23 protein-coding genes are annotated in these 26,139 nt (G+C 60.1%); 8 read left to right on the forward strand and 15 right to left on the reverse strand.

Annotation, left to right across the window (positions count from 1 at the left end):
- Positions 1-27 precede the first annotated feature (27 nt).
- Both ATU_RS15920 and ATU_RS15925 read left to right on the forward strand, forming a co-directional pair.
- Complete coding sequence (locus tag ATU_RS15920) at positions 28-1,266, forward strand: acyl-CoA dehydrogenase family protein (RefSeq protein WP_010973041.1); 1,239 nt, start codon at positions 28-30, stop codon at positions 1,264-1,266.
- 19 nt (positions 1,267-1,285) lie between these two features.
- On the forward strand, positions 1,286-2,257 hold the full coding sequence (locus ATU_RS15925; protein WP_010973042.1) for a LysR substrate-binding domain-containing protein: 972 nt from the start codon (positions 1,286-1,288) through the stop codon (positions 2,255-2,257).
- A 16-nt stretch (positions 2,258-2,273) separates the two neighbouring features.
- On the opposite strand, the gene ATU_RS15930 is transcribed toward ATU_RS15925, so the two are convergent.
- The 8 genes from ATU_RS15930 to ATU_RS15965 all read right to left on the reverse strand — a co-directional run bounded on the left by ATU_RS15930 (position 2,274) and on the right by ATU_RS15965 (position 12,022).
- A complete protein-coding gene (locus ATU_RS15930; RefSeq protein WP_010973043.1) occupies positions 2,274-3,626 on the reverse strand; it encodes an LLM class flavin-dependent oxidoreductase in 1,353 nt (450 codons plus the stop codon).
- 55 nt (positions 3,627-3,681) lie between these two features.
- Positions 3,682-5,277 (reverse strand): ABC transporter substrate-binding protein, encoded by a 1,596-nt coding sequence (locus ATU_RS15935; protein WP_010973044.1) that lies wholly within the window; start codon positions 5,275-5,277, stop codon positions 3,682-3,684.
- Between the two features lie 39 nt (positions 5,278-5,316).
- On the reverse strand, positions 5,317-5,667 hold the full coding sequence (locus ATU_RS15940; protein ID WP_006315076.1) for a DUF3088 domain-containing protein: 351 nt from the start codon (positions 5,665-5,667) through the stop codon (positions 5,317-5,319).
- Between the two features lie 324 nt (positions 5,668-5,991).
- Positions 5,992-7,581, reverse strand: coding sequence for an ABC transporter substrate-binding protein (locus ATU_RS15945; protein ID WP_035257341.1), 1,590 nt, complete (start codon positions 7,579-7,581; stop codon positions 5,992-5,994).
- Between the two features lie 34 nt (positions 7,582-7,615).
- Entirely contained in the window at positions 7,616-8,815 is a 1,200-nt protein-coding gene (locus ATU_RS15950) for a M20 aminoacylase family protein (RefSeq protein WP_010973047.1), read from the reverse strand.
- Positions 8,816-8,908: 93 nt separating this feature from the next.
- The gene (locus ATU_RS15955; RefSeq protein ID WP_010973048.1) at positions 8,909-10,078 is read right to left on the reverse strand and encodes an LLM class flavin-dependent oxidoreductase; all 1,170 of its coding nucleotides are present in this window, start codon (positions 10,076-10,078) and stop codon (positions 8,909-8,911) included.
- Complete coding sequence (locus ATU_RS15960) at positions 10,069-10,962, reverse strand: NmrA family NAD(P)-binding protein (RefSeq protein WP_010973049.1); 894 nt, start codon at positions 10,960-10,962, stop codon at positions 10,069-10,071. Before ATU_RS15960 ends, ATU_RS15955 begins: the two co-directional genes overlap by 10 nt.
- A gap of 7 nt (positions 10,963-10,969) precedes the next feature.
- On the reverse strand, positions 10,970-12,022 hold the full coding sequence (locus ATU_RS15965; RefSeq protein WP_010973050.1) for an ABC transporter substrate-binding protein: 1,053 nt from the start codon (positions 12,020-12,022) through the stop codon (positions 10,970-10,972).
- 347 nt (positions 12,023-12,369) lie between these two features.
- Between ATU_RS15965 and ATU_RS15970 the strand changes: the two genes are divergently transcribed.
- Positions 12,370-13,677, forward strand: a complete 1,308-nt coding sequence (locus ATU_RS15970; RefSeq protein ID WP_010973051.1) for an NtaA/DmoA family FMN-dependent monooxygenase — start codon at positions 12,370-12,372, stop codon at positions 13,675-13,677.
- An 86-nt stretch (positions 13,678-13,763) separates the two neighbouring features.
- Here the strand turns inward: ATU_RS15970 and ATU_RS15975 are convergent, their stop codons facing one another.
- Positions 13,764-14,792 (reverse strand): LLM class flavin-dependent oxidoreductase, encoded by a 1,029-nt coding sequence (locus ATU_RS15975; protein WP_010973052.1) that lies wholly within the window; start codon positions 14,790-14,792, stop codon positions 13,764-13,766.
- Positions 14,793-15,216: 424 nt separating this feature from the next.
- On the opposite strand from ATU_RS15975, the gene ATU_RS15980 reads away from it, so the two are divergent.
- The 3 genes from ATU_RS15980 to ATU_RS15990 all read left to right on the forward strand — a co-directional run bounded on the left by ATU_RS15980 (position 15,217) and on the right by ATU_RS15990 (position 18,681).
- Positions 15,217-16,365, forward strand: a complete 1,149-nt coding sequence (locus ATU_RS15980) for a mandelate racemase family protein (protein ID WP_010973053.1) — start codon at positions 15,217-15,219, stop codon at positions 16,363-16,365.
- Between the two features lie 6 nt (positions 16,366-16,371).
- Positions 16,372-17,001 carry an SGNH/GDSL hydrolase family protein gene (locus ATU_RS15985; protein ID WP_010973054.1) on the forward strand — a complete coding sequence of 210 codons (630 nt, stop codon included), beginning with the start codon at positions 16,372-16,374 and terminating at the stop codon, positions 16,999-17,001.
- Positions 17,002-17,082: 81 nt separating this feature from the next.
- Positions 17,083-18,681, forward strand: a complete 1,599-nt coding sequence (locus tag ATU_RS15990) for an ABC transporter substrate-binding protein (RefSeq protein ID WP_010973055.1) — start codon at positions 17,083-17,085, stop codon at positions 18,679-18,681.
- A 217-nt stretch (positions 18,682-18,898) separates the two neighbouring features.
- Here ATU_RS15990 and ATU_RS15995 read toward each other — a convergent pair whose 3' ends face one another.
- Genes ATU_RS15995 through ATU_RS16010 form a run of 4 tightly spaced genes read right to left on the reverse strand, consistent with a single transcriptional unit; the run spans position 18,899 to position 22,407 of the window.
- Positions 18,899-19,657 carry an ABC transporter ATP-binding protein gene (locus tag ATU_RS15995; protein WP_010973056.1) on the reverse strand — a complete coding sequence of 253 codons (759 nt, stop codon included), beginning with the start codon at positions 19,655-19,657 and terminating at the stop codon, positions 18,899-18,901.
- Complete coding sequence (locus ATU_RS16000; RefSeq protein ID WP_010973057.1) at positions 19,657-20,493, reverse strand: ABC transporter ATP-binding protein; 837 nt, start codon at positions 20,491-20,493, stop codon at positions 19,657-19,659. Before ATU_RS16000 ends, ATU_RS15995 begins: the two co-directional genes overlap by 1 nt.
- A gap of 4 nt (positions 20,494-20,497) precedes the next feature.
- Entirely contained in the window at positions 20,498-21,385 is an 888-nt protein-coding gene (locus ATU_RS16005; protein WP_006315060.1) for an ABC transporter permease, read from the reverse strand.
- Positions 21,385-22,407, reverse strand: coding sequence for an ABC transporter permease (locus tag ATU_RS16010; protein WP_006315059.1), 1,023 nt, complete (start codon positions 22,405-22,407; stop codon positions 21,385-21,387). The genes ATU_RS16005 and ATU_RS16010 overlap by 1 nt, the downstream gene beginning before the upstream one ends.
- 303 nt (positions 22,408-22,710) lie before the next feature.
- Between ATU_RS16010 and ATU_RS16015 the strand changes: the two genes are divergently transcribed.
- A complete protein-coding gene (locus ATU_RS16015; RefSeq protein ID WP_010973058.1) occupies positions 22,711-23,343 on the forward strand; it encodes a LysE family translocator in 633 nt (210 codons plus the stop codon).
- 27 nt (positions 23,344-23,370) lie between these two features.
- On the opposite strand, the gene ATU_RS16020 is transcribed toward ATU_RS16015, so the two are convergent.
- Together ATU_RS16020 and ATU_RS16025 are read right to left on the reverse strand one after the other, a co-directional pair.
- Positions 23,371-24,099: a FadR/GntR family transcriptional regulator gene (locus tag ATU_RS16020; RefSeq protein ID WP_010973059.1), complete on the reverse strand. Its 729-nt coding sequence runs from the start codon at positions 24,097-24,099 to the stop codon at positions 23,371-23,373.
- A 94-nt stretch (positions 24,100-24,193) separates the two neighbouring features.
- Positions 24,194-25,177 carry a GlxA family transcriptional regulator gene (locus ATU_RS16025; protein ID WP_006315056.1) on the reverse strand — a complete coding sequence of 328 codons (984 nt, stop codon included), beginning with the start codon at positions 25,175-25,177 and terminating at the stop codon, positions 24,194-24,196.
- A gap of 128 nt (positions 25,178-25,305) precedes the next feature.
- On the opposite strand from ATU_RS16025, the gene ATU_RS16030 reads away from it, so the two are divergent.
- Positions 25,306-26,133: an alpha/beta fold hydrolase gene (locus ATU_RS16030; RefSeq protein ID WP_010973060.1), complete on the forward strand. Its 828-nt coding sequence runs from the start codon at positions 25,306-25,308 to the stop codon at positions 26,131-26,133.
- Positions 26,134-26,139: the final 6 nt, after the last annotated feature.

Consider the following 26,139-nt stretch of genomic DNA (forward strand, 5'->3'; position numbering starts at 1 on the left):
CTCACATCTGCTCACGGGAAAACCGCAATGTCCACTCCGAAACCACAGACAACCACCACCGATCATTCCGGCGTGCCGAGCCGGGACGAGATTCTGGCCCGGGCAAAGGACATTGCGGTTATCGCGGCCAGGGATGCCGCCCTCCGCGAGCGCCAGCGCGAACTGCCCTTCGACATCTTCGCGCTTATCAAGGAAGCAAAGATCGGTACGCTGCGCGTTCCCGAAGCCAAGGGCGGACCGGGCGGCTCGATTGCGGACTATATTGAGGTTCTGATGATCCTCGGCGAAGCCGACAGCAATATTCCGCACGCGCTGCGCAGCCATTTTAATTTCACCGAAAACCTCGCCCTCGCCCCCATCGAGCTGGAAGACCGGCGGCATCTCGAACAGGTGCTTGCCGGCAAACTCTTTGCGGGCGCCAGCACCGAACAGGGCACCAAGCGCCCGGGCGAAATCACCACACGGCTGAGCGCCGATGGCGACCGCTACCGGCTGAACGGCCGAAAATGGTATGCGACCGGCACCGCCTTTGCCGATTTCGGCACTTTCAGCGCGATCGGTGACGACGAGCAGCCAATCGGCGTGCTCATTCCGCTCGATCGCACCGGCATCACCATCCTCGACGACTGGGACAGCATGGGCCAGCGCATGACGGCAAGCGGCGGCGTGTTACTCGAAAATGTCGAGGTGCTGCCGCATGAATTGACAACCCGCAAGCTCGGCAGCCAGATCGGCCGCCACAGCTCCGCCATGCGGCAGTTGCATCTCGCCGCCTCTGCCGCCGGTGCCGTTCAAGGCGCGCTGAATGACGGCGTGGAGTATGTTCTGCGCCAGGCGCGCACCACCCTTCACAGCAGCGCGGAAACCGCCAATCAGGACCCCTTCGTGCAGAAGATGCTCGGCGAAATCAGCGCCGGCGCTTTCGCCGTCAAAACCCTGATCCGCGAGGCCGCCCGGACGCTTGACCGCACTGCGGCTACCTTCGCCACCGGCGATGAAGAGGTGATCGAGGCAGCCCTGCTGGAAGGCTCGCTCGCCACCGCGCGAACCCAGATCATCGCCTCGCAGCTTTCGCTGACGGTCGCCACCAACCTTTACGAACTGGGCGGCGGCTCGGCGACGTCAAGCGAGCGGAATTTCGACCGCCACTGGCGCAACATCCGCACGGTCTACAACCATAATCCACTGGCCCACAAGGCGCGGGTGATCGGCGATTATTATCTCAACGGCACCACGACGCATCTCAGGGAAGGTCGGGTATTTTAGCCATGAGGGGAAAACGGCCATGAGAACGGAATTCATCCCTCCTTCGGTCACGCGGGCAGCTTTTCGCCTGCCGACGCTTTCCCGGCTGCCGCCGCTGACCGCCCTGCGCGCATTTGTGGTGGCCGCGCGTCACGCCAGCTTCTCGCGGGCGGCGGAAGAACTGCATGTCTCGACTGCCGCAATCGGCCAGCAGGTCCGCATTCTGGAAACCCATCTCGGGCAACCGCTTTTCAGCCGCCAGCGCGGCGAGCTCGTGCTGACCGACGCCGGCAGCACGCTTTATCCCGGCCTTGCGGATGCTTTCGAGACCATGATCGGCAGTCTTTCCGATCTCATGGCCTCCGGCAGCAGGCGGCAGGTGAAGGTTCTGGCGGAAGGCTGTTTTGCGGCCCGGTGGCTGGCGCCAAGGTTGGGACGCATCGTTCCAGCCCTTGGAGACGTGGATATCTGGATCGAATCCCTCGAGGGCGATGCCATCGACCTCACGCAGTTCGATGCCGATTGCGCGATCGTCGCGACCCACGGACAAATCCCCGGTTTCATTCACGAGCCGCTTTTTGCCGACACCGTCAGTGCCGTCTGCACGCCGGATTTTGCAGCCCGTCACCAGCTTTGTGGCGAACCCGAACGACTTCGCGATATCTCTTTTGCGATGTTACGCGGCAATGGTGGGGATGCCGCTTTCGAGTGGGCAAACTGGCTTCGCGCCTGCCGCATTCCGTTGCGACTTTCGGCAACAGGACCGCGCTTTTCGCGCCAGACCGCTTTGATAGAGGCGATCTTATCCGGCCACGGCATAGGTCTTGCCCGCCATTCGCTGATTTCCGATGAACTCAAATCCGGTCGTCTGATCGCAGCTTTCGGCACACCACAGCCGACCGCCAGCCGTTACCATCTGCTGACCAGTCCTGACAGGCGGCGGCTGCCGGAAATCGCATCTCTACTCGCCTTGTTGCGCGAGGATATACGCTCTCTCGAGGCCGCCGCCTGAACACGCCCGTCCCACATCAGGCGCGTTCTCTCTGCAACTCCCTGGTCGCATGGATGTTTTCCGGCCGGGGCAGGCCGTAATGATCACGCAGCGTGTCGCCCTCATAATCCTCACGGAACAGACCGCGCTGTTTGAGGATCGGCACCACCTCATCCACGAAGATATCGAACCCGCCATTCAGCCATGGCGGCATGATGTTGAAGCCGTCGGCGGCGCCTTCACGGAACCAGGTCTCTATCCAGTCCGCCACCTGCTCGGGCGTTCCGGAAATCACCTTGTGGCCACGCCCGCCGGCAAGCCGGTGTAACAATTGCCGGATCGTGGGGTTCTCCCGGTCGATGACATCGAGGACCAGCTGATGACGGCTGCTATCCGCCTGCGCACGCGTCGCTTCCACAGCCTCCTTTGGCAAGGGCTGATCGAGATCGGCCGATGAGAGATCGATGCCGGTGATGCGCTGCAGTTGGCCTAGCGAAAATGCCGGCTGGATGAGATCGTTGAAACTCGCCTCGAGCTTTCGCGCCTCCTCTTCGGTGGAGGCGATGAAGGGACTGATGCCCGGCAGGATTTTCACATGGGCGGGATTGCGCCCCGTGGCCGCCACGCGCCTCTTGATATCGGAATAAAAAGACCGCGCACTCTCCAGAGTTTGATGCGCGGTAAAGATTGCCTCGGCATAACGGGCGGCAAAGCCACGCCCGTCCTCAGAGGAGCCAGCTTGCACATAGACCGGGCGTCCTTGCGGCGAGCGCGGCAGGTTGAGAGCACCCCGCACCCGGTAAAATTCGCCATCGTGACTGGCCGGGTGAATGCGGTCGGTATCGGCAAAAAGACCGCTCTCCCTGTCGGCGACGATGGCATCGTCTTCCCAACTGTCCCAGAGCTTCGTCACCACCTCCACAAACTCGGTCGCCTGACGGTAACGGTCGGCATGCGGCGGATGCTGTTGGAGATTGAAGTTGCCAGCCGCCGCATCGGCTGAGGTCGTCACGATATTCCAGCCCACCCGGCCGCCGCTGATATGATCGACCGAGGCGAGCAGCCGTGCGAGATTGTACGGCTCGTAATAGGTGGTGGAGGCCGTCGCAATGAAGCCGATCTTTTCGGTGACGGCAGCGAGAGCAGCCAGCATGGTTATCGGCTCCAGCCGGTGGCGGGCGGCATAGCGGATATTGGCGTCCAGCACCGGCGCATCGGCAAAAAAGATGGCATCGAGCTTTGCCGCCTCGGCCTTGCGGGCGATATCCTGGTAGAGCTTTATATCGGTGACGCGCAGTGGCTCCGACTCCGGGTGGCGCCAGGCTGCTTCATGATGTCCACCCGGATAGATGAACGCATTGAGGACCAGCTTCTCGGATTTTCTGCTCATGGCGATTAACCCTTTTCAACTTTGACGCGGCTTTAGACGAGAGGTGGAGAGGCGCTTACGCCTCCTTCGTCACCCAGGCTTTGGCGAGATTGCCGCTGAGCCCCTCCGCCCCTGTCGCGTAATCCTTGATGCGGACGCTGCCGACGACCGGCTGGATTGGTGAGACAAGATTGATGACGGGAAGGTCCTTCGCGACGACGGCCTGAAACTCCTTGAAGAAGGCGGCACGTTTTTCGATATCCGGCTCCACCGCCGCGGCTTCCAGCAACCGGTCCACTTCCGGATTGGCGTAGTGGCTGGCATTCGAGAACGGCAGACCGATCTTGAAGTTCTTGCTCCAGTAGACGCGCTGCACTCCGGCTGTCGGATCGAAGGTGTTGGAGAGGGATTCGACTGAAAGATCCCAGGCGCGGTCGGTATAGACGACCTTCACATAGGTACCGAAATCGAACTTCTGGATATCCGCTTCGATGCCGATCTTCGAAAGCGCCTGCGCGATGAAATCCGAATAGGTCTGTGGATTGAACGGGTTGGTGGTGACCCTGAGCTTGAAGCGCTTACCGCCATCCTTGCGCGGAAAACCCGCCTCATCCAGCAGTTTTTCCGCCAGCGCGACGTCGAACTTGGCAAAACCGATATCCGGATTGTGGAACTTCGCAAGGCCGGGGCTGATCGGCGTGGGTGATGGCACGGCGTACCCATAAAGTACGGTATCGATCAACGCCGGAACGTCGATCGCGTGGGCGATGGCCTGCCTCACCTTCAACTCCTTGAGATAGTCGTTCTCAAGGTTGATGACGAGCTGGTTCTGCTGGCCGGCATAGGCATAAATGCGGTCATCCACCTTCAGCGTCGGGATGGATTTCAGCCGCTCCAGATCCGCAAGCGCTACCGGGTTGGGGCCAATGTCGCCCTCCCCGGTTTCCAGCGCTGCGGCGCGTGCGCCGGCATCGTTGATAAGGCGGATGATGACGCGGTCGAGATAGGGGCGCGGCGCGTCCCAATAATTCGCATTTTTTTCCAGCAGGATATGGCTGCCCGGCACCCACTCCTTCAAAACGAAGGGACCGCTACCGATGATCTGGGCGGGCTTCGGATTATCGGTCGGCTTGAAGGTCTCGAAGATGTGCTTTGGCACAACAGGCGATTCCGATGAGGCGAGCGCGGTGATCAATCCCGGCGCCGGCTTGGAAAGCTTCACCTTCGCGACCAGCGGATTGGACGTATCGATGCTTTCGACATTCGCGAAAGTCGCCCGGCCGCGCGGATGGGCCTCTTTCAGACGCAGGATGGAAAACTCCACATCCGCCGATGTCACCGGTTTGCCGTCATGGAATTTCGCATTCGGCTGCAGATGGAAGACATATTCCAGCCCGTCGGCGGAAACGCTCCATTCTTTGGCGAGGCTCGGCTTTGGCGAAAGCTCGTAATCGTATGTCAAAAGCCCGTCATAGATCTTCGAGCCGATAAACTGCGGGCCACCCGCGCTGGTATTGATCGCCACGAGCTGCGTCGGCTCCGGAAAATAGACGATCTTGAGCGTGCCGCCCGAAACGGGCTCTTCGGCAGCAGCGAAAGAACCGCCGGGAAGCGCCACGAAAGCCCCGGCGGCAAGTGCAATTTTGTGAAACTGGCGTCTGGAAAAAGTCATGTCTGTCTCCGAAAAAATCCGATGCGCAGGTGCGGCAGCTCAATGGAGCTGCGGGAACCCGTGGCGTTCGGCGAGGATTTGCAAAATTCGTTTCGTGTCCTGAATGAAGTGCGTGTCGCCGTGGCTTGCCGCATCGGCGGGCGCATCGCCGGCAAAAACAAACAGCGGCAGCGACTGGTTTTCCTCGCCCGCGACGGCAATGACCGCTTCTCGCGGGCGCTGAAAACCGACACGGTGGATATCGATCCCGGCGGCAAGGTCCGGAAAGGCGGCCAGCAGTCCTTCGATCTGGTTACAATGCGGGCAGACGAAGCGGACACCGGGGTGCTTTGGGTCTTCGAAACCGGGGGAGATCAAAAAAAGCGTGTCCTTGGCCATGGCATCCATCATGTGAGGGTGAGATTTCCAGCTCACAGTGCAGACGGCCAAAGCGCGGGTCCAGAAAGCAATTCTTGCTTTGAAACAAAGATTTCCTTCGCGCTAAATTATTGATGAAATTGATTTTTTTAGAATTCGGTCAATCGGCACCGCTGTTCTGAACGACTTGTTTCACAAGCAATGTTTTTCTCGAAAACGAACTTGGCGCGCGAAGGTGCAAACGCAGCTGGGAGCCGTTTCCGCGATAAAAAAACCGGCAAAACTGCCGGTTCATTTGGTTCTCGCGGACCTCTCGATCGGGGTGGAGGTGTGCGGATGCATCCGATGCGCCAATATTCACTCGCTTTTCCAGGCCGTCGACAAATCGCCATAGGCAATGTCGATGGTCGTGACGAGGGACTTCAGGCTGGTGTTGCGAAGAATGACGGTCGGCAAAGCAACGATCGAGAAATTCGGCAGGTCATCGCCGACAACTTTCTGGATCTCATGGAACTGCCCGGCTCGTTTCGTTTCATCCACCTCGATAGCGGCGGCCCGGAAAAGGTCGTCGACCGTCGGATTGTTGTAGTGGGCAGCGTTGACATAAGGCGCGGGGTTCTTGATGCCGTCGGACCAATAGAGGCGCTGCACGCCCGCCGTCGGATCGAACAACCGGCTGATACCATTCACCGTCAGGTCAAAACCGCGCTCCGTATAGACGCGCTTGATGAAGGTGGCGAGATCGCCTTCGACGATATCCACCTTCACGCCCAGTTTGCCGAAGGATGAGCGGAGATATTCGGAGGTTTTGCGGAAGACGTCGGACGGCAGAAAGGCGAGCCGCAGCGAAAAGCGAGTGCCATCCGCGCCCTTAGGATACCCCGCCTTGTCCAACAATTCGTTCGCCTTGGCCAGATCAAAGGGATAGGTGAAGGGCTTCTCGTCATTATAGGTGGAGAAGACCGCCGGAATGTTTGAACCGGCTGGTTTGGCCGTCCCGAAGAAGATCGCGTCATTGATGAAATTGCGGTCAATGGCATGGGCCAGCGCGTGGCGAACCTCCTTCTTCGCAAGGATCGCGTTCTCCAGATTGAACTCGAATATCGCGGCATTGTTGAGATAGGCGTCGGTATAGACCTCCACCGCCAGTTTCGGATTCTGCCGCAGGCGCTCCAGATCGCTGTAGGAGACATCGGCAGTGTAATCAGCCTCCCCCGTTTCCACAGAAATAGTGGTGGAAGCCGCGTCCGCAACAAAGCGCGCGACGAAACCGTCGAGATAGGGCAGATCGGCCTGCCAATAATCCGGGTTCTTCTTCAGCTTCACGTAGCTGCCGCGCTTCCATTCCTCAAACACGAAGGGGCCTGTGCCGACAGGCGCGTTGCCGTTCGGGCTCTCATTGTAATTCTCAGAGGCATAGGCATGGGCCGGCAGAATGGGCGTTTCGCCGCCGGTCAGCGCCCGCAGAAGATAGGGCGCGGGTTTGGAAAGCACCACGACGGCAGTCAGCGGATTGGGCGTTTCGATATCGGCAAGATTGGCGAAGGTAATACGCCCGCGCGGCCCGACCTTCTTGAAGGCCAGCAGCGAAAATTTCACATCCTGCGCGGTAAAATCCTTGCCGTCATGCCATTTGACACCCTTGCGCAGCTTGAAGGTGTAGCGCAGCCCGTCGGCGGACGTTTCCCAGCTTTCGGCAAGCACGGGATGCGGCTTGAACTCGCTGTCGAACCGGACCAGCCCTTCGAGGATTTTCGTGGAAATAGCACGGGTGCGGGTGTTGGAATCGGAAAGCGGTACCAGCGTCGTTGGCTCGCCAAGACCTGCAAGAGTGACGATCCCACCCTTTTTCGGCGTCTCCGTCGCCAGAGCAGGCATTGACGGCAACAGCATGGCCCCGGCAAGGGCAGCACTCAGAAGCAATGTCTTACGTCTTGTAATATCCATGGATGTTTCCTCTTGCAGGCTTGTTATTAAATTTTCAGGCAGGTCTCAGCCGGGTTTCCACCAGCCGGGCAAACAAGGTGGCGCCGACCGGCAGAATGGCGTCGTCGACAATGAAACCGGGATTATGAGCCGGCACGGTGCCGGAATGACCGAGGGTGAAAAACGCACCGGGTGCATGTTTCAGGAGATCGGCGAAATCCTCGCTGCCCATGAAGCGGCCGGGCTCGGTGGAAACGCGCTCATCTCCCAGGACCTCGCGCGCCACGCTGGCCACGATCTCCACCGACGCGTCATCATTGGTCAGAACCGAGAATATATCGCGAATATCCACCTCGGCGGTGAGACCATGGGCGGCGGCAATGTGATCCGAGATCGTACGGATTCGGCCGCGGATCGTTTCACGCACGCTGTCGGAGAAGGCCCGCACAGTGCCTGCAATCGAGGCCGTCTCGGGAATGACATTATAGGCCGATCCCGCCTCGATGCGGGTGATCGACAGCACGGCGGGGTCGGTCGGTGAGACGTTGCGGCTGACGATGGTCTGCAAGGCCTGGATGAGTTCACCCGTCGCCGGCACCGGATCCCGCGAGACATCCGGGTGCGCGGCATGGGCACCCCTGCCCTTCAGGCGAATATCGAAGAAATCCGCGCCTGCCAGAATGGTGCCGGGTGAAACCTTCAGATAATTGGGCGCGGCATGGGTGGAATTGTGCAGCCCATAAATTTCATCGACCGGGAAATCCTTGAAGAGCCCGTCGGCGATCATGGCGCGTGCGCCGCCCAGACCTTCCTCGGCTGGCTGAAAAATGAAGACCACCGTGCCGGCAAAATCACGGGTTTCCGCGAGATAACGTGCGGTGCCGAGTAAAATTGTGGTGTGCACATCATGCCCGCAGCCATGAAACTTGCCGGGATAGACGGATGTATAGGGCAATCCGGTTTCTTCGGGCATCGGCAGTGCATCCATATCGGCTCGCAACCCGATGGAGCGATTGCCCGCATGCCGGCCGCGCAACACGCCGACCACGCCGGTCTTGCCATAACCGCGATGCACCTCGATGCCCCAGGAGGTGAGCTTTTCCGCGACGATGCCGGAGGTGCGCACCTCTTCGAAACCGATTTCCGGATGCTGGTGCAGATCGTGGCGAATGGAGACGAGTTCGGGAACATAGGTCCCGATCCGGTCTATGACTTTCGGGGCGGGTGTTTTGACGGGGTCGACGGCAATATTCACGGTATCTCCTCAGGGCAAAAAATATCGTTCTCGCAATCTCGGCGATTGCGAAGTGCGGGCTTTGGAACTGGAAAGGTGGGGCGATGAGAGACGTCAGAGCCTCAGGCCCGCCTCCTTCATCAAGGGCAGAATGCGCTGCGCGAAATATTCTAGATCTTCGCGGAAATCGTAGAAATTCAGCTGCACGCCATCGATTCCGGCCTTCTTCAGGCCGACAAGTTGCTCGACCACCTGTTCCGGCGAGCCGATGATTTCGATATTGCCGCCGAGATTGCGTCCCTGCTTGTGGCGCGCATCACCGCGGCCACGCCAGGCATGGGCGTCGCTGTCGTAATTATTGGTGGCGAAAGCGCGCGTGCCGGGCTGCGGCTTTCCGGCCTCGATGGCATCGGCATAAGCGATCGCTTCCTTCTCCGTATCGCGGCTGACGATGATCGGGTTGATGAGCGTCTTCACCTGCCGGCCATAGGCCTTGGCGCGGTTCTTGATGGTGGTGATATGATCGGGAAGCGTTTCGAGCGCGCTGTCGATATGCGCGCCGCCGGGCGAGGTGACGAAAACCAGATCGGAATGGCGGGCGGCAAAATCGATACCGGCGGGTGAACCGGTCGCCGTCACCAGCGGCGGGCGGCCGAAGGCGGGCTTCGGCGTGATCCAGCCATTGTTGATCGCCCACGGGTTTAGCTTGCCCTCATAGGAAAAATTCTCGGTCTCGCCCCACAGGCGGTGAAGCACATCGAACAATTCCCCCGCCATGTCGTAACGCTTGTCATGATCGATCCGCTGCCAGCCGAACATTTCGTGCTCGATGGCGCGGTGGCCGGTGACAATGTTGATGCCCCAACGCCCTTTGGCGATATGATCCAGCGTCGCACCATATTTGGCGAGATGAAGCGGATGCAGGGGACCGTAGAGCACATGGATGGTGGAGATCAGCAGAATGCTCTTCGTGACCGCCGCCATGGCGCCCAGCGCGATGAAACTGTCGAGCGAGGATTCCCCGTCATACCCGCCCTTGGGCAGCCATTGCGTGCGGCTGAAGGCGATTTCAAAACCCAACTCCTCCGCACGCTTCACCAGTTCCGCATTGTAGTCGAAGGTCCAGCTATTGCTGGTCGGCAGGCTGGAGAAGTTGATGTCCTGCAGATTGAGGAAAAGGCCCAGCATCAGCGGCTGTCTTGCTGCCCGGCTGAGCGGGCTTTCCGCGAAATCGGCGGGGCCTCTCAGCTCAAGCCCATCAGGCAAAGCAACGGTCAGCGCCATGTCTTTTCTCCTTCGGAATGATCGCCCTGCTGGGCGACGGCGAGCCGGGCACGCAGATAATTCTCCACGCTGCGGGGTGGGTGGCCGATAATCTGTTCGACAATATCTGTGGTGGATGCCGCGAGACCTTCGCCAATCAGCTGCCCGAATTCGGCGATGGCCTTCTGTTCGAACCCACCGATATGCGCCGGAAAGGTCGAGGCAGACTGATGCGAAACTCCGACCGGCCGATGCAGGATGCGGGCCGCGATGCGGGCGATTCCCAGAGCCGCCAGGGCTTCGTGGCCGGTCAGCACCAGAGTGCCGGCAGGCGGCGCGCTGGCAGACAGCGCCTCTACCGCGACATCGGCGATATCATCGGCATCGATGAAAGAGACGGCCGCATTCCCGAAACGGGCAGGCACATCCTCGCCGTTGCGCAAAGCGGCGACAACGGGTTCCAGCGCCACCTGCATCCAGGCATTCGGCCGCAGCACCGTATGGGCTATGCCGGTTTCCGCCAGATGCTTTTCGACCGCCGCATGGGCGGTACCCGAGATCGAGCGTGCCGCATTTTTAAGGGTCCAGTCGGAGCCGGATAGTTTCACGATCTGCGACACGCCGGCGGAGAGAGCCGCGTCAACCACCGCATTCTGATCCGCTGCCAGCGTTTTGCCGATGGGGGAAAGCAGGAAGACCCTGTCTACATCGCGTGAGGCCCCTTTCAGGCTCGCCGGGTCGGAGAAATTTCCCTCAGCAATATCGACGCTGTCGCCCCAGAGTTTCAGCGCATCCTCGCGCCTGCGGGTCAGTACCCGAACCTTTGCCTGTTTCTGCAAAAGACGATTGACGACACGCTGGCCGAGCTTGCCGGTTGCGCCCGTTACGAGAATAGCGGCTGTCATGGCGCCCTCACTTTTCGGTGTTGTTTTGTGCAGCAATAGCGCGAGGGTCGGCCCAGTCCCGCACGTCGAAATCGTCGGGGATGAATTTCCATTGCAGCAGGAAATCCTTGAAATGGCTGAGCGCCTCCAGCTCGTCCGCATCGAGGTCGAGCCGCAGATTGCGATGCACATCCGCGCCATTGGCGGCCAGAACCGCCTCCTCGCTGACGCCGATTTCACGCGCGATGAAACGCACCGCTTCCGCCGGATTATCCTCAGCCCATTGGGCAACCCGCTGGACCGTCGCCACGAGTTCCGCCACCAGATCGGGCCGTTCATCGGCAAAGGTGGCGTCCACCGTCAAGGGACGCGGCGTGCCATTATTAATGCGGATTTTCGGATCGGGATGAAACCCCGTCGACACGACGACCTGCGCACCGATAAGATTGGCGACGGTCACGCCTTCCGCACCCTTGACGAAAAACGCATCGATCTGGCCCCGGTGCAATGCTGCAATTTCCTCGCCATAGGGAAGCCGCCGGCGCAGACCGTGGAACCGCTCATCGTCCGGGCCAAGCAGCACCGGCTCTCTTGCGGTCAGATCGACAAGCTCGACATCCGCAACGGAGAGGTCCGAGACGGTGAGCGCCGACACGATGCCCTTGAGTGATGTGGCGCGCTGGAAGTCGATGGTTTCATTCGGCCGCTTCGGCAGGCCGATGCGCCGCCCCTTGAGATCGCGGCCCTTGCTTATGCCACTTGCGGGCAGCGCGATGACCGCCTGAAACTCATCTGTCCTCGTCAGCCCCACCAGCCGCGTCTGCCGGCCACCGGATTTCGCCCAGATGGGGGGAATATTGCCGCCCTGGCGGAAAGACCAGTCCAGCCGGTGATCGAAATGGCTTTGCCTGACGGCCGGATCGGCGGAATCCCGAATGGAGGAAACGGAAATACCATGGCCGGCGAAACGCTCCTCTATCCAGCCAAGTTGCACCGCGATGGAAAGCGGCGTGGGCGCCGGGCAACGTGTGTACCACAGGGTTACGGGTTGGGTTACCTGGCGAAGGGCGGCATCGGCCATAGTGTTCGTCCTCGAAATTGCGATCTGGACGGCACGCTACACGCCATGGGGTATTTTCTATAGATAAAGTGTACTATTTAAGGCGCCATTGGAGAAATTCGTTTCCGTCATGACCTCGCCTGAGCGCGACGACGGAATATCCTTTCGAGAATTTCGGGATTTCTGGTCGGATCGTCGCCCACTTGTTTGATCGCATCCTCCATTCAGCTGCACGTCGGCTGAAAGTTTTTCTTCTCCGAACAGCAAGGATTTTTAACTCGCGACCCCAACCCCGGCTGTTAGGTTTTCGGATAATCGCACCGGCCGCAGGCCGGACAGCCCACGCGGACCGAAAGAAAAGTAGAAGCATGAGCAAGACCAAACGCCGGCTCAATCTGAATGTCGGCATCAACACGACGGGATATCTTCCCAATGCCTGGAAATACAGGAGCGGAGACCGGCACGATATCAATGATATCGGCTATTACCGGCGGCTGACGGAACTGGCCCACAAGGGCCGGTTCGACGCTGTTTTCCTGTCCGATCACCCGGCACTGCTCACCGATCCGGCCAGCCGCCCGTTTCACACCATCGATCCACTGATCCTCTCGACATCGCTTGCAGCACAGGTGCCGGATATCGGCTTTGTTGCGACGGTGTCCTCCACCTATAATTCGCCCTATAATTTTGCGCGACGGACGCAGTCCATTGATGTCGTCACCGGCGGCCGGCTGATCGTCAACATCGTCTCCTCCTTCAACCCCAATGTGGCGGCCAATTTTGGCAACGACCCGCTGCCGCCGCGCAACGAACGTTACGCCAAGGCCACCGAATTTCTCGATGTGGCGAAAAAGCTCTGGTCGAGCTGGGATCCGCGCCGGGAAGGCGATGTGCCGGAAGACCGCTTCTGGGATGCGGCGACGGCCGAGACAATCGATCACGAAGGGCAATATTTCCAGGTGAAAGGCCCGCTCAACGTTCCGCGCGGGCCGCAGGGACATCCCGTCATTGCGCAGGCCGGCGCGTCCGAAGGCGGCATTGATCTGGCCGCACGCCATGGCGAGATCATCTATTGCAACATTCTCTCCCGTCCCGCCGGCCAGGCCTTCGGCAAAAAAGTGCGTGACCGCGCCGTCTCTTTCGGCCGCGATCCCTCCGGCATCCGCATTGTTCCCGGCCTCGTCGTCATTCTCGGCGAGACCCGCGAAGAAGCGCTGCGCAAGCATGAACTCTACAGTGGAACCGGTTCGGAAGACGGCCTCTTGGCGCGTTTCGCCAAAGAGAACGGCATCGATCCGCGCGATTTTGACCCCGACGCGAAACTCGAAGGCAAGCGCTTCGTCCCCGACCAGAACCGGCAATGGGCTGTTGGCATGGGGCTCGGCCTTTCCGAGCTGCTGACCCATGAAAAGCTCACCGCCCGCGAGGCCGTGCGCCGTTCGGAGGGGCACCACCGGCTGCTGCTTGGCACGCCGGAAGAGGTGGCTGATGGTATCATCGATCTCTGGCAGGATGGCACGGTGGATGGCTACACCCTGCAGCCACCGCGAGCGCCCGACGATATCGAGGAATTTGTCGAGAAGGTCGTGCCGGTGCTGCAGGATCGCGGCGTTTACCCGCGTCAATATGAAGGCGCAACGGTCCGCGATCGTTATGGTCTGCCTTATCCCGATTGAACGAAAGATGTGGCGCAATTAAAGCGCCACAGGTCCATCTCGCGCCATTCCCGCTGCGCGCGGGAGTGGATGATGTCAGGGACATATTATTGACCCGTCGCCACTTTCAAAACCGGCCTTCCACCCGAAAGCTCCGGTAAAACGGAAGCGAAATCCGTCACGATCTGACGATAATCATCCGGCTGGAACTCATAGGGCAATTCCAGACGGAATTCCGAGACATGCGGCAGCACGGGATCACGCCACAGCGTCTCCAGAATTTCATCCGTCGTACCGACGATGTCAGGCAGGAAAAGCGTGCGGCGCGCGCCATGTGGCGCATGCGTGCGCTTGTCGCGCTCAGCAACGAATTCCGCATAACGGCGGCGTGTTGCGGGGCTTGCGCTATCGGTCGGAAGGATCACGCGGCCAAGCGCAATACGCGGCTGGCGCTCATGCGCCCATTCCTGCCGGAAGCGCGCAACAAGAGCCGCCTGCGCCGTCAGAAAATCATCGGTATTTTCACCACTGACGATATTGCCGGTCAGAAGATTGAACCCTGCCTTACCCGCCCAGCGGGCGGAATTCTGCGATCCGCCGCCATACCACAGCCTGTCGGTCAAACCCCTGGCAAAGGGCCGAAGGCGTGGCACCTGCGCGCCTGCCGCATTGCCCGCCTCCGTATCGCCAGACAATGGTTCCGATCTCAAGGCCCTTGCCAGCTTTTCGGCACGGGCGTGGCTGTAATCCGCATCGGAAGCAGTATCGACATAGTCAGAGATCAGGTGAGCGAAGGGCGGCGCACCCACCGAAACGCCGACATTCAACCGCCCGTGTGACAGGACATCAACCGTGGCGAGGTCCTCGGCCAGCCTGAATGGATTTTCATAACCCAGCTGAATGACGGCAGTGCCAAGGCCGATCCGCTTAGTGCGTTGCGACGCTGCGGCAAGAAAAGTGGCAGCCGAGGAAACGCCGCGTTCCAGATGGCGCTGGCGAACCCAGGCGCTGTGATAACCCAGCCCCTCCCCGGCTTCGAAAAGCTGCAGGGTCTCCTCCAGTCCCCGTTCCGGGTCATCATCGTGATAATTGCCGGGAACCAGAAAGGCGAAATGGGAAATATGGGAAAGGGGCATGGTGTGTATCCGGGACCAGGTGTTGATGGAAGATGGGGCTCAGGCAGCGCAGGTGCGGCTGTCCTCCCGTGCCGCGCAAACGTCTTCAGAATGCACGATGGCCGGCACGGCTGGCACGGCATGGTCTTTTATAGTCACGGCGATTGTTGAAAGATCATTGCGCGATTCAATAATCCACTAAAATTATGGATTACCCTGCGATGACAGGCGTTGCTCTTGCCTTCCGCTTTTGAGGTGACACTGCCCCTCGCCCGATCAAGAACGCACTATCCCACCAGAGACGTCTCTGTCGCGTTCCGCGCAAATAAACTTGATTTCTCATCCAAACATGTAATACAGATTATCGTACATGTTGACAAATAACGCATACATGTATGACATAGCGGCAATCAAAACGCCGAGACATCTGCATGAGGGAGGAATTATGATCATTACCGACGTCGAGGTCCGTGTTTTCCGCACGACGACCCGTCGGCACTCGGACAGCGCAGGTCATGCACATCCGGGGCCGGCGCATCAGGTGGAACAGGCCATGCTGACCGTCCGGACGGAAGATGGGCAGGAAGGTCACTCCTTCACCGCGCCGGAGATCGTTCGCCCGCATGTCATCGAAAAATTCGTCAAGAAGGTTCTGATCGGCGAGGACCACCGTGACCGCGAACGCCTGTGGCAGGATCTTGCCCACTGGCAGCGCGGTTCGGCCGCACAGCTGACGGACCGCACATTGGCGGTGGTGGATTGCGCGCTGTGGGATCTTGCCGGCCGTTCGCTCGGACAACCTGTATACAAGTTGATCGGCGGTTACCGCGACAAGGTGCTAGCCTATGGCTCCATCATGTGTGGTGACGAGCTGGAAGGTGGGCTTGCGACACCTGAAGACTACGGCCGCTTTGCCGAAACGCTGGTAAAGCGTGGTTACAAGGGCATCAAGCTGCACACCTGGATGCCGCCCGTCAGCTGGGCGCCGGATGTGAAGATGGACCTCAAGGCCTGCGCGGCTGTGCGCGAAGCAGTTGGTCCCGATATTCGTCTGATGATCGACGCCTTCCACTGGTATTCCCGCACCGATGCCCTGGCGCTGGGCCGTGGCCTTGAAAAGCTCGGCTTCGACTGGATCGAGGAGCCGATGGATGAACAGTCGCTCTCCTCCTACAAATGGCTCTCCGACAATCTGGATATCCCCGTCGTCGGCCCGGAAAGTGCAGCCGGCAAACATTGGCACCGCGCCGAATGGATCAAGGCCGGCGCCTGCGATATTCTGCGCACCGGCGTTAATGATGTCGGCGGCATCACGCCGGCGCTGAAGACCATGCATCTGGCCGAAGCCTTCGGCATGGAATGCGAGGTGCACGGCAATACGGCGATGAACCTGCATGTCGTCGCCGCGACAAAGAATTGCCGCTGGTATGAGCGCGGCCTCTTACATCCGTTCCTCGAATATGATGACGGCCACGACTATCTGAAGTCGCTGTCGGACCCGATGGATCGCGACGGCTTCGTGCATGTCCCTGATCGGCCGGGCCTTGGCGAGGACATCGATTTTACCTTCATCGACAACAACCGGGTGAGATAACGGGTCATGAAAACGGTGCTCGCCTTTGGAGACAGCCTCACCTGGGGAGCCGACCCGGCCACGGGTCTGAGGCACCCTGTCGAGCACCGCTGGCCGGATGTGCTCGAGGCTGAGCTTGCCGGAAAGGCGAAGGTTCACCCCGAAGGTCTCGGCGGGCGCACCACCTGTTACGACGACCATGCCGGCCCCGCCTGCCGCAACGGCGCGCGGGCGCTCGAAGTCGCGCTCTCCTGCCATATGCCGCTCGATCTCGTCATCATCATGCTCGGCACCAACGATATCAAGCCGGTGCATGGCGGGCGCGCCGAAGCCGCCGTCTCCGGCATGCGCAGGCTGGCGCAGATTGTCGAGACCTTCATCTACAAACCGCGCGAGGCCGTGCCGAAACTGCTGATCGTCGCGCCGCCGCCCTGCGTCGCCGGCCCCGGCGGCGAACCGGCGGGCGGCCGCGATATCGAACAGTCCATGCGGCTTGCGCCGCTTTACCGCAAACTCGCTGCCGAACTGGGGCATCACTTCTTCGATGCCGGATCGGTCGCCAGTGCCTCGCCGGTGGATGGCGTGCATCTGGATGCGTCGGCAACGGCGGCGATCGGCCGGGCGCTTGCCGCGCCGGTCAGAGACATTCTTGGCTGATCATGCGCCGCCTGCGGAGGAACCGGGCGCGTGGATCAAAACGTGGAAAGGCCGTATGAACCGGCCATATTGGGAGGAAAGATGAAACATTTTCTTGCAACCGCAGCGCTTGGCGCCCTGCTGATCGGCGCCATGCCGCTCAGCAGCTTTGCCGAAACGCCGAAGGACCAGCTCATCGTCGCCACGACCATGAGCAACATCCTGACCCTCGACCCCGCCGCCATCACCGGCCGCGAGACCGTGCAGGTTCTGAACAACGTCTATGACACGCTGGTCGTGCTTTCCCCTGAAGATCGCAGCGTTCAGCCACGCCTTGCCGAACGCTGGGAAATTGCCGAAGACCGGAAATCGATCCGTTTCTATCTGCGCGCCGATGCAAGATTCGCCTCCGGCAATGTGGTGACGGCAAAGGACGTGGCCTGGAGCCTGAAGCGGCTGCTCGCCCGCAACCTCGCGCAGTCGTCCTTCCTGAAAACCCGTGGTTTCAAGCTGGAAGAGGCCGACAAGCTGTTCGTTGCCGAAAACGACCAGACCTTCGTGCTGAATATCCCCAAACCAGATGACCCGAACCTGCTGCTGATGATCCTCGCGCAGAACGGTCCCGGCTCCATAATCGACAGCAAGACCGCGCTTGAGAACGAGAAGGACGGCGATCTGGGCGGCGCATGGCTGACGCTGAATTCCGCTGGCTCCGGCCCCTTCAAGCTGACGCAGTGGAAGTCCAACGAATATATCATCCTTACCCGCAACGATGATTATTGGGGCGAAAAGGCCAAGATGAAACGCATCCTGATGCGCCATCTGCCGGAATCGCAATCGCAGCGTCTGATGCTGGAAAAGGGCGATATCGACGTTGCCTATTCCCTGCAGGCCCCGGACCTGAAATCGCTTGAGGCCGACAAGGCCGTGACCATCGAATCTACACCCGGTTCCGGATTTTATTACCTCAGCGTTTCGATGAAGAATGAGAAATTCGCCAACAAGAAGGTGCGCGAGGCGCTGCGTTACCTGATCGATTATGACGGTCTCGACAAGGCGGTCATGCCCTATTACGGCAAGCTGCATCAGCGCTCCCTCAGCACCGGGGTCATGGGCGCGCTGCCGGATCAGGGCTACAAGCTCGACATCGAAAAAGCCAAGGCGCTTCTGACGGAGGCGGGTTATCCGAACGGCTTCAAGACGACGCTGCGTGTGCTTTCTGAAGACCCGTTCATGAAGGCGGCAACGGCGATCCAGAATACGCTCGCCCAGGCTGGCATTCAGGCCGAACTGATCAGCGGTTCCGGCGACCAGATTTACGGCGCGATGCGCGAGCGCAACTTCGAACTGTTGCTCGGCCGCGGCGGCGGCGGCCAGCAGCCGCATCCCGACAACAACCTGCGCTCTATAGCCTATAATCCCAACAATGCCGACGACGCCAAGCTCACCAATTACCAGAGCTGGCGCACCAGCTTCTTCGATGAAAAGCTGAACAAGATGATCGAGGAAGCCCTTGTCGAGCGTGACGTTGCCAAACAGACGAAGCTCTATGAGGACCTGCAGGGCTATATGGACGAGATCGTCATGTCCATTCAGCCCTTCTCCGAAGTTGTCGACACCGCCGCCTTCCGCAGCGACGTCAAGGGCATGATCGTCAGCCCCTGGCTGTCGCGGTTCGAAGAAGTGAGCAAGGAGCGGTAACCCGCCATCCTGTCTGCGAATAAGATAAGGCGCGGCTAACCCCCGCGCCTTTTTTGTTGGCGACAAAGCCCCGCAAGGCCGAAATGCTTGGCCAAAGCGCATCCTCCGCACTCCGCCGTAACCAGTCAAAAAAAATGCCCGGCAGGGAGGCCGGGCAAGGAAGGAGGATTTTATTATCCGTGACGCCCCGGAGGAGGACGATCACGTTTTGGAGCCGTCATGCGCCTTCATATTCCAGCGAAGCGCCGATCAATTCGCGCGCATAGGGATGCGTCGCACCATTGCCGGCGATGGCCTCGCGCGGCAGGATTTCGGTGATTTCGCCACGCAGCATCACCGCGAACCGGTCGCACATGTGGTCGACCACGGCGAGATCATGGGTCACCATGATATAGGTGAAGCCGCGCTCTTCACGCAGGCGCTGCAACAGGTTGAGGATTTCCGCCTGCACCGAGACATCGAGCGCGGAGGTCGGCTCATCAAGCAGGAGCAGCGAGGGTTCGAGTATCAGTGCGCGCGCAATCGCCACGCGCTGCCGCTGGCCACCGGAAAGCTGATGCGGGAAGCGGTCCAGGAAGGAGACCGGCAGGCCGACATCCGTGATGACCTTGCGCATACGCTCTTCGCGGTCACCGAGCTTATGGATCGCAAGCGATTCCGAAAGCACGGTGCGCACCGACTGGCGGGGATGCAGCGAACCATAGGGATCCTGAAACACCATCTGCAGCATGCGGCACCGCTCGATCAGCGGTATGTCGCGCACCGACCTGCCGTCGATGAGGATGTCGCCCGTCCAGAAATCGTTGAGCATGGAGACGCAACGAAGCACGGTGGATTTGCCCGATCCGCTTTCACCGACCAGCCCGAAACATTCGCCCGGTTCGACGCGGAAGGATACCGAAGGAAGCACTTTTAGTGCCGTATGGCCGCTGCCGAAGGTGATGGAGAGATCGCGGGTTTCAACGGAAACGGCCATTATACTTTCTCCTCCAGCCATTCGGGACGGCGATCCAGCACCGCAAGCGGTGAGCGCGAGCCTCCAATGCGCGGCTGCGCCGCGAGCAGGCCGCGCGTATAGGGATGTTGCGCCTGATCGAGATCGCGGGCGGCAAGCGTTTCCACCACGCGGCCGGCATACATGATGAGAACCCGGTCACAGAAATTGCGCACGAGATTGAGGTCGTGGCTGATCATGATGAGGCCGATGCCGCGATCGCGCACCAGGCCATCGAGAATATTCAGCACCTGCAGCCGTACCGTCACGTCAAGCGCCGAGGTCGGCTCGTCGGCAATGACGAGATCGGGATCGGCAAGCAGCATCATGGCGATCATGACGCGTTGGCCCATGCCGCCGGAAATTTCATGCGGATATTGCTCGTAGACGCGCTCCGCATCGCGGATTTTCACCGCATCGAGCATAGCCAACGCCTTTTCACGAGCTTGCGATTTCGACGCCTTGAAGTGGCGCAGATAGGTCTCGGTCACCTGATCACCGACCCGGCGAATGGGGTTAAGGGAGAATTTCGGATCCTGAAGGATCATCGACATGCGCCGGCCACGCACCTTCAGCATCTCTTTTTCGCTGAGGGCGAGAAGATCAATCCCTTCGAAATCAAGCCTGTCGGCGGTGATCGTCGCCGATGGCAGTAGCCGCAGCAGAGCGCGGCCCACGGTGGATTTGCCAGAGCCGCTTTCACCAACGATGCCGAGACGTTCCCGGCCGAGCGTGAAGGAGATACCGCGCACCGCCTCGGTGGCCGAGCCGCCGTAACGGATGCGGAGATTTTCGACGTCAAGGATTGGTTTTTCCATGGTCTTATCTCCGGTTCATCTGCTTCGGATCGAGCGCATCCCGCAACCCATCGCCCAGAAGGTTGAAGGCGAGGCTGACAGAGAGGATAGCGACACCGGGAAAGGTCACCAGCCACCAGCTGTCCAGCATGTAGCGCCGTCCAGTCGCGATCATCGCTCCCCATTCCGGCAGCGGCGGCTGTGCACCGAGACCGAGAAAACCGAGGCCGGCGGCGGTGAGGATGACGGTCGCCATATTCAGCGTAAGGCGGATGAGAACAGACGGCAGGCACATGGGCATGATCGATTTGACGATGATGCGCAGAGGTGACGCCCCCTGAAGCCTTGCGGCAGCAATGTAATCCGCCTTGCGGAAAGTCATGGCTTCGGCACGCGCAAGACGCGCGATCGGCGGCCAGGAGGTGAGCGCAATGGCGATGATCGCATTGTTGAGGCTCGGGCCGAGTGCAGCGACGAATGCGAGCGACAGGATGAGGCTGGGGAAGGACAGGAAGATATCCGTGATGCGCATCATTACCGTATCGAACTTGCCGCCGAGATAACCGGATGCCGTGCCGACCAGAAGACCGACGGGGCCGACGATGATCGAGACCAGCGAGATGATGGTGAGCGTGATGCGCGCGCCCCAGAGAAGACGACTGTAAATATCGCGTCCCAGCTCATCCGTGCCGAAAACATGGCCGTTGCCCGGGGCCTGCAGCGTGTTGGCGAGATCCTGCGCGTAGGGGTCATGCGTCGCAAGCCAGGGCGCGAAAATCGCGGCGATGACGAGGAGAAGCAGGACAGCCAGGCCGAAGGCCGATGTCGGGCTTTTCAGCAGGAAGAGGATGATATTCTTCAGCGCGTTCAAAGGCACGGGAAGACGGGAAGAGGTTTCTGCACGGGCCGTCATCAGCGGGTCCTCGGATCGAAAAAGCGGTAGAGAATGTCGGACAGGAGATTGAGCCCGATAAAGATGACGCCGACGATAAGCACGCAGGTCATCACGGCATTCATGTCGCCAATGATAAGATTGCTGGTCAGATATTGCCCGAAACCCGGCCAGGCGAAGACGGTCTCAATGAGCACCGCGCCTTCCAGCAGCGAGCCATAGGCAAGGGCGATGATGGTGACCAGCTGCACGCGGATATTGCCGAAAGCATGCAGCCACACCGTCTGCCGCTGCGACAGGCCTTTGACACGCGCTGTCGTCACATATTCCTGGCCCAGCTGGTCCAGCATGAAGCTGCGCGTCATGCGGGTGATATAGGCCGAGGAGGAATAACCGAGCAGGGCGGCGGGAAGGATGAGGTGGTTGATCGCCGACCAAAACACCTCCATATCGCCCGCAAGCAGACTGTCGATCAGCAGGAAGCCCGTCCGCTCCTCCACCAAACCGATATAGAACTGGTCCATGCGGCCACCGCCGCCGACAAGGCCGAGATGGGCGTAAAAAACGATCAGCGCAATCATGCCTGTCCAGAAGATCGGCATGGAATGGCCGAACAGGCTGAGCACGCGCACCAGATGATCCTGCCAGCGGTCTTTGTTGACGGCGGCATAAACGCCCATGGGAATGCCGAGACCGGCGCCGATCAGGATGGCGAAGGTCGCAAGTTCCATGGTTGCTGGCATGACCCGGATGATATCTTCGATCACCGGGCGGCCGGTTCGGATCGAAGTTCCGAAATCGCCGGTGAAGACATCACCGAGATAATAGATGAACTGCTGCCACAGCGGCCGGTCGAAGCCGAGCGCATGATAGACCTGTTCATAGGTTTCGCGCGTCGCATCTTCGCCGACGATCGCCCGCACGGGATCGGCGGGCATCAGGCGGCCGATAAAAAAGGTCAGCAACAGCAATCCAAGCAGCGTAACCGCAATACTTCCGATCTGGCCGGAGAGGCCATAAAGCGAAAGGCGTCTTTTTGACATGATTCCTCCCTTGCCAGAAACCGACCGGCGCAAGGATAAAAGCGCAATCCTGTCTGACAACTATTCACAAGTTGTCACAGGTGTCGAAAGCTGTCAAGCATGCGCCGCCGAAATCGATATGCCAAGGGCAGCGAAATGCGTGCGCGGCGTTGTTTCGGGCGGCGGTTCCGGCACTCTTCTTTCAGAAAAATCGCCCGCATTGCCGCCAATGCAAAAGCCTGTATTCTCCTGCTTCACAAGAGGCGGACATGGAAGCTTGCGGCGATATCGCCGACAATGTCTGCCACCTCGGGGGAGGAAAATATGATCGACGTGACGCTTCTGGCCTTTGCCGTGGTCGCCTTTATCGGCATTGCAACGCCCGGCCCTACCGTCTTGCTGGCACTCGCCAATGGCTCGAAATTCGGCGTGCGTCGCGCTATGATCGGCATGGCTGGCGCCGTCCTTTCGGATGTCGTTCTGATTGGCGCGGTTGCGCTGGGATTGGGAGCCCTCCTGGCCGCCTCGGAATTCTGGTTCGGCGTCGTCAAATGGGTGGGTGTTTGTTATCTGGTTTTCCTCGGCATCATGCTTTTGCGTTCAAGAGGAATGCTTGGCGCTCTTGGCTCCACGGAGGAAAACGGCGCAGCATCGGCGCGCTCGATCTTTCTGAAAAGCTTTCTCGTCGCCGTGACCAACCCCAAGGGATATCTGTTCTTTTCGGCCTTCCTGCCGCAATTCATCGATCCCGCCGCGCCGCAAATCCAGCAATATGCCGTTCTTGCGCTGGTCTTCGCCGGCATCGATTTTATCGTGATGTTCGGATACGCGCTGCTCGGCGCGCAGGCGGTCAGGGTGTTGCGCAAGTCCGGCGCCCTGTGGCTCGACCGCATCTGCGGCGGCGCACTGCTGACGCTTGCCGCGTCCCTTGCCCTTTACCGACGAGCCAGCGCATAAGCCATTGTTGTTTATGCTATTTCCGCCTCACTCAGCCATGGTACGGGAACGCAGAAGCACCTTGTAACGCTCAAGGCTGCCGCGCAGATGCGCCGCCATATATTGGCGCGCGGCATCGGCGTCCCCTTCGATAATGGCATCGACGATCTTCGCATGCTCCTCCTGGAGATGCAGATTATAGTCCTTGGGACGCGACCCCGGCGCCGCACCCTGCAATTCGCCACGGGGAATGATACCGGAGCGGATAAGCTGGAGAAATTCTGGGAAACGCCGGTTCTGGGTCGCCTGTGCAATCGCCAGATGGAACTCGAAATCCGCGTCGCGCGTCGGCAAGCCCGCGCCAAGGCAGTCTCCCACACGCCGATGTGCATCGACAATCGCTTCCACCTGCACGGCGGAACGGCGCGAGGCCGCAAGGCCGGCGGATTCGACCTCAAAGACGGTGCGCAATTCCAACAGCTCGATGACGGAGGAAATCCGTCCCACCGCCAGATCGTTGAAAGGCACTTCCTTCGCCGGTTTTGCCTCAATGGCAAAAACGCCTGCCCCCTTGCGGGCTTCAACCAGGCCATCGGCACGAAGAATGGCGATGGCCTCACGCACAACCGTGCGGCTGACAGAATATTCCCGCGTCAACTCGCTTTCGCTCGGAAGCCGGTCACCGGGGCGGAACACGCCTTCCGCCAGATCCCGCCGCAAGGCCGAACTGATTTTCGCCGCAAGCGATACTTGCTTGGTGCTGCTCTCAATGTCCATTCCGGCCCACCTGTTTTAAACCTGTCTGGCATGTTAGCAAACACCCGCTACATTGCAAGGGCCGGCGTCAGCGTCGGCGCAACCGCAGGGAGGTTCAGGCGGCCGCCATGGCTGAGTTGCTGGAAAAGCGGCTTCTATATTCACCCGGCGAAAGCCCGAGAATGCGGTGAAACACGCGGCGAAAGGCGGCAGCATCCTCATAACCAACCGACCAGGCGATCTGATCGACCGAACGGCGGGTGAATTCCAGCAACTCCCGCGCCTTGCCGACCCGCAGATGCTGGACATATTCGATGGGCTTCATACCGGTCGCCGCCTTGAAGCGACGCAGGAAGGTCCGCTCCTCCAGCCCGGCGTGACCGGCCATGTCGGTCACGCTCGTTGCCCGCCCGGCACGCGCCTGCAGCCAGTGCTGCACCTTCAGGATCGGCTCGTCGCCATGTGTCAGCCTCGGGGCGAAGCTGCTATAATGGCGCTGCTCCCGCCCGGAAGGATCGATCAGCAGGAATTTGCCGGTCTCGATCATGACCGAAGGGCCGAGCAGCCGGTCAACGATGCGCAGGCCAAGATCGGTCCACGCCATCAGCCCGCCGGCGGTGATGATATCACCGTCCTCGATGACGATCTTGTCTATTTCCAGCCGTACATCGGGAAAACGCTCACGAAACCGTTCGGCAAACAGCCAGTGGGTCGTGGCCGGGCGGGCGGCCAGAAGCCCGGTCGCGGCGATCATGAAGGAGCCGCCGCAACTGGCTGCCAGCGTCGCGCCTTGCGCGTGTCGGTCGAGCAGCCAGCGGGCGTAAGGCTCGGCCTCCTCGATTTCTGCCGGCCCGGTCAGCCTTCCGGGTACGACAAAGATGTCGGGATGGCCCACACCTGGATCGGTATCATGACAGCGGGAGAATTCACCGCTCTCCCCCATGCTCCAGTGACTGACCCGCAATTTCGGCCCGCCACGATCCTGTGAAAATACCGATGCGATGGCAAAAAGATCGGTGATGCCATGTACCATGGCGATCTGACAGTCCCGGTAGAGGACCAGACCGACTTCCAGCGTGCTTCCCGTTACACCCGCCATGCCCCTACCCCTGTTTTGTCAGTTTTGGCTCGCTTTCTGTCAGAAGTGCCAATCCAGCCCCGGCTGCATCAAGAGTATCTCTATTCCCACGGGACGCAAGCAAGCTGCCTGCAACAGGAGAGAGAGCCATGACAACGATCACCACCAGAGACGGAACGCACATCTTCTACAAGGACTGGGGTCCGAAAGACGGCCAGCCCATCATCTTCTCCCATGGCTGGCCGCTCAGCGCCGACACCTGGGATGCGCAGATGGTGTTCTTCGCCAATAACGGTTTCCGCACCATCGCCCATGACCGCCGCAGCCACGGCCGCTCGGATCAGGTCTGGCACAACAATACCATGGATCAATATGCCGACGATCTCGCCGAGTTGATCGAACAGCTCGATCTCCACGACATCATTCTAGTCGGTCATTCCACCGGCGGCGGCGAGGTGACCCGTTATATCGGCCGCCACGGCACGGCCCGCGTCGCGAAGATCGCCCTCATCGGCGCGGTGCCGCCGCTGATGCTGAAGACGGAAAGCAATACCATCGGCATGCCGATCGATGTCTTCGATGGCATCCGCAAGAGCACCTATGATAATCGCAGCCAGTTCTTCAAGGACCTGACCATTCCCTTCTACGGCTACAACCGCGAAGGCGCCGTGATTTCGGAAGGCATTCGCGAGGAATTCTGGCGGCAGGGCATGATGGGCGGCCTCAAGGGCCAGCTCGACAGTATCCGCGCCTTCTCGGAAAGCGATTTCCACCAGGACCTGAAGGCCTTCGACAAACCAACGCTGGTGCTGCATGGCGATGACGACCAGATCGTGCCGGTCGGCGCTTCAGCACTTTCCACGGTCAAGATCGTCAAACATGCGACCCTCAAAATCTACGAGGGCGCCGACCATGGCCTGACGCAGACCCATCAGGACCGGTTCAACGCCGACCTCCTCACCTTCATCAACGCCTGAAACCAC

This window comes from Agrobacterium fabrum str. C58 (genome assembly GCF_000092025.1).
GTDB lineage: Bacteria > Pseudomonadota > Alphaproteobacteria > Rhizobiales > Rhizobiaceae > Agrobacterium > Agrobacterium fabrum.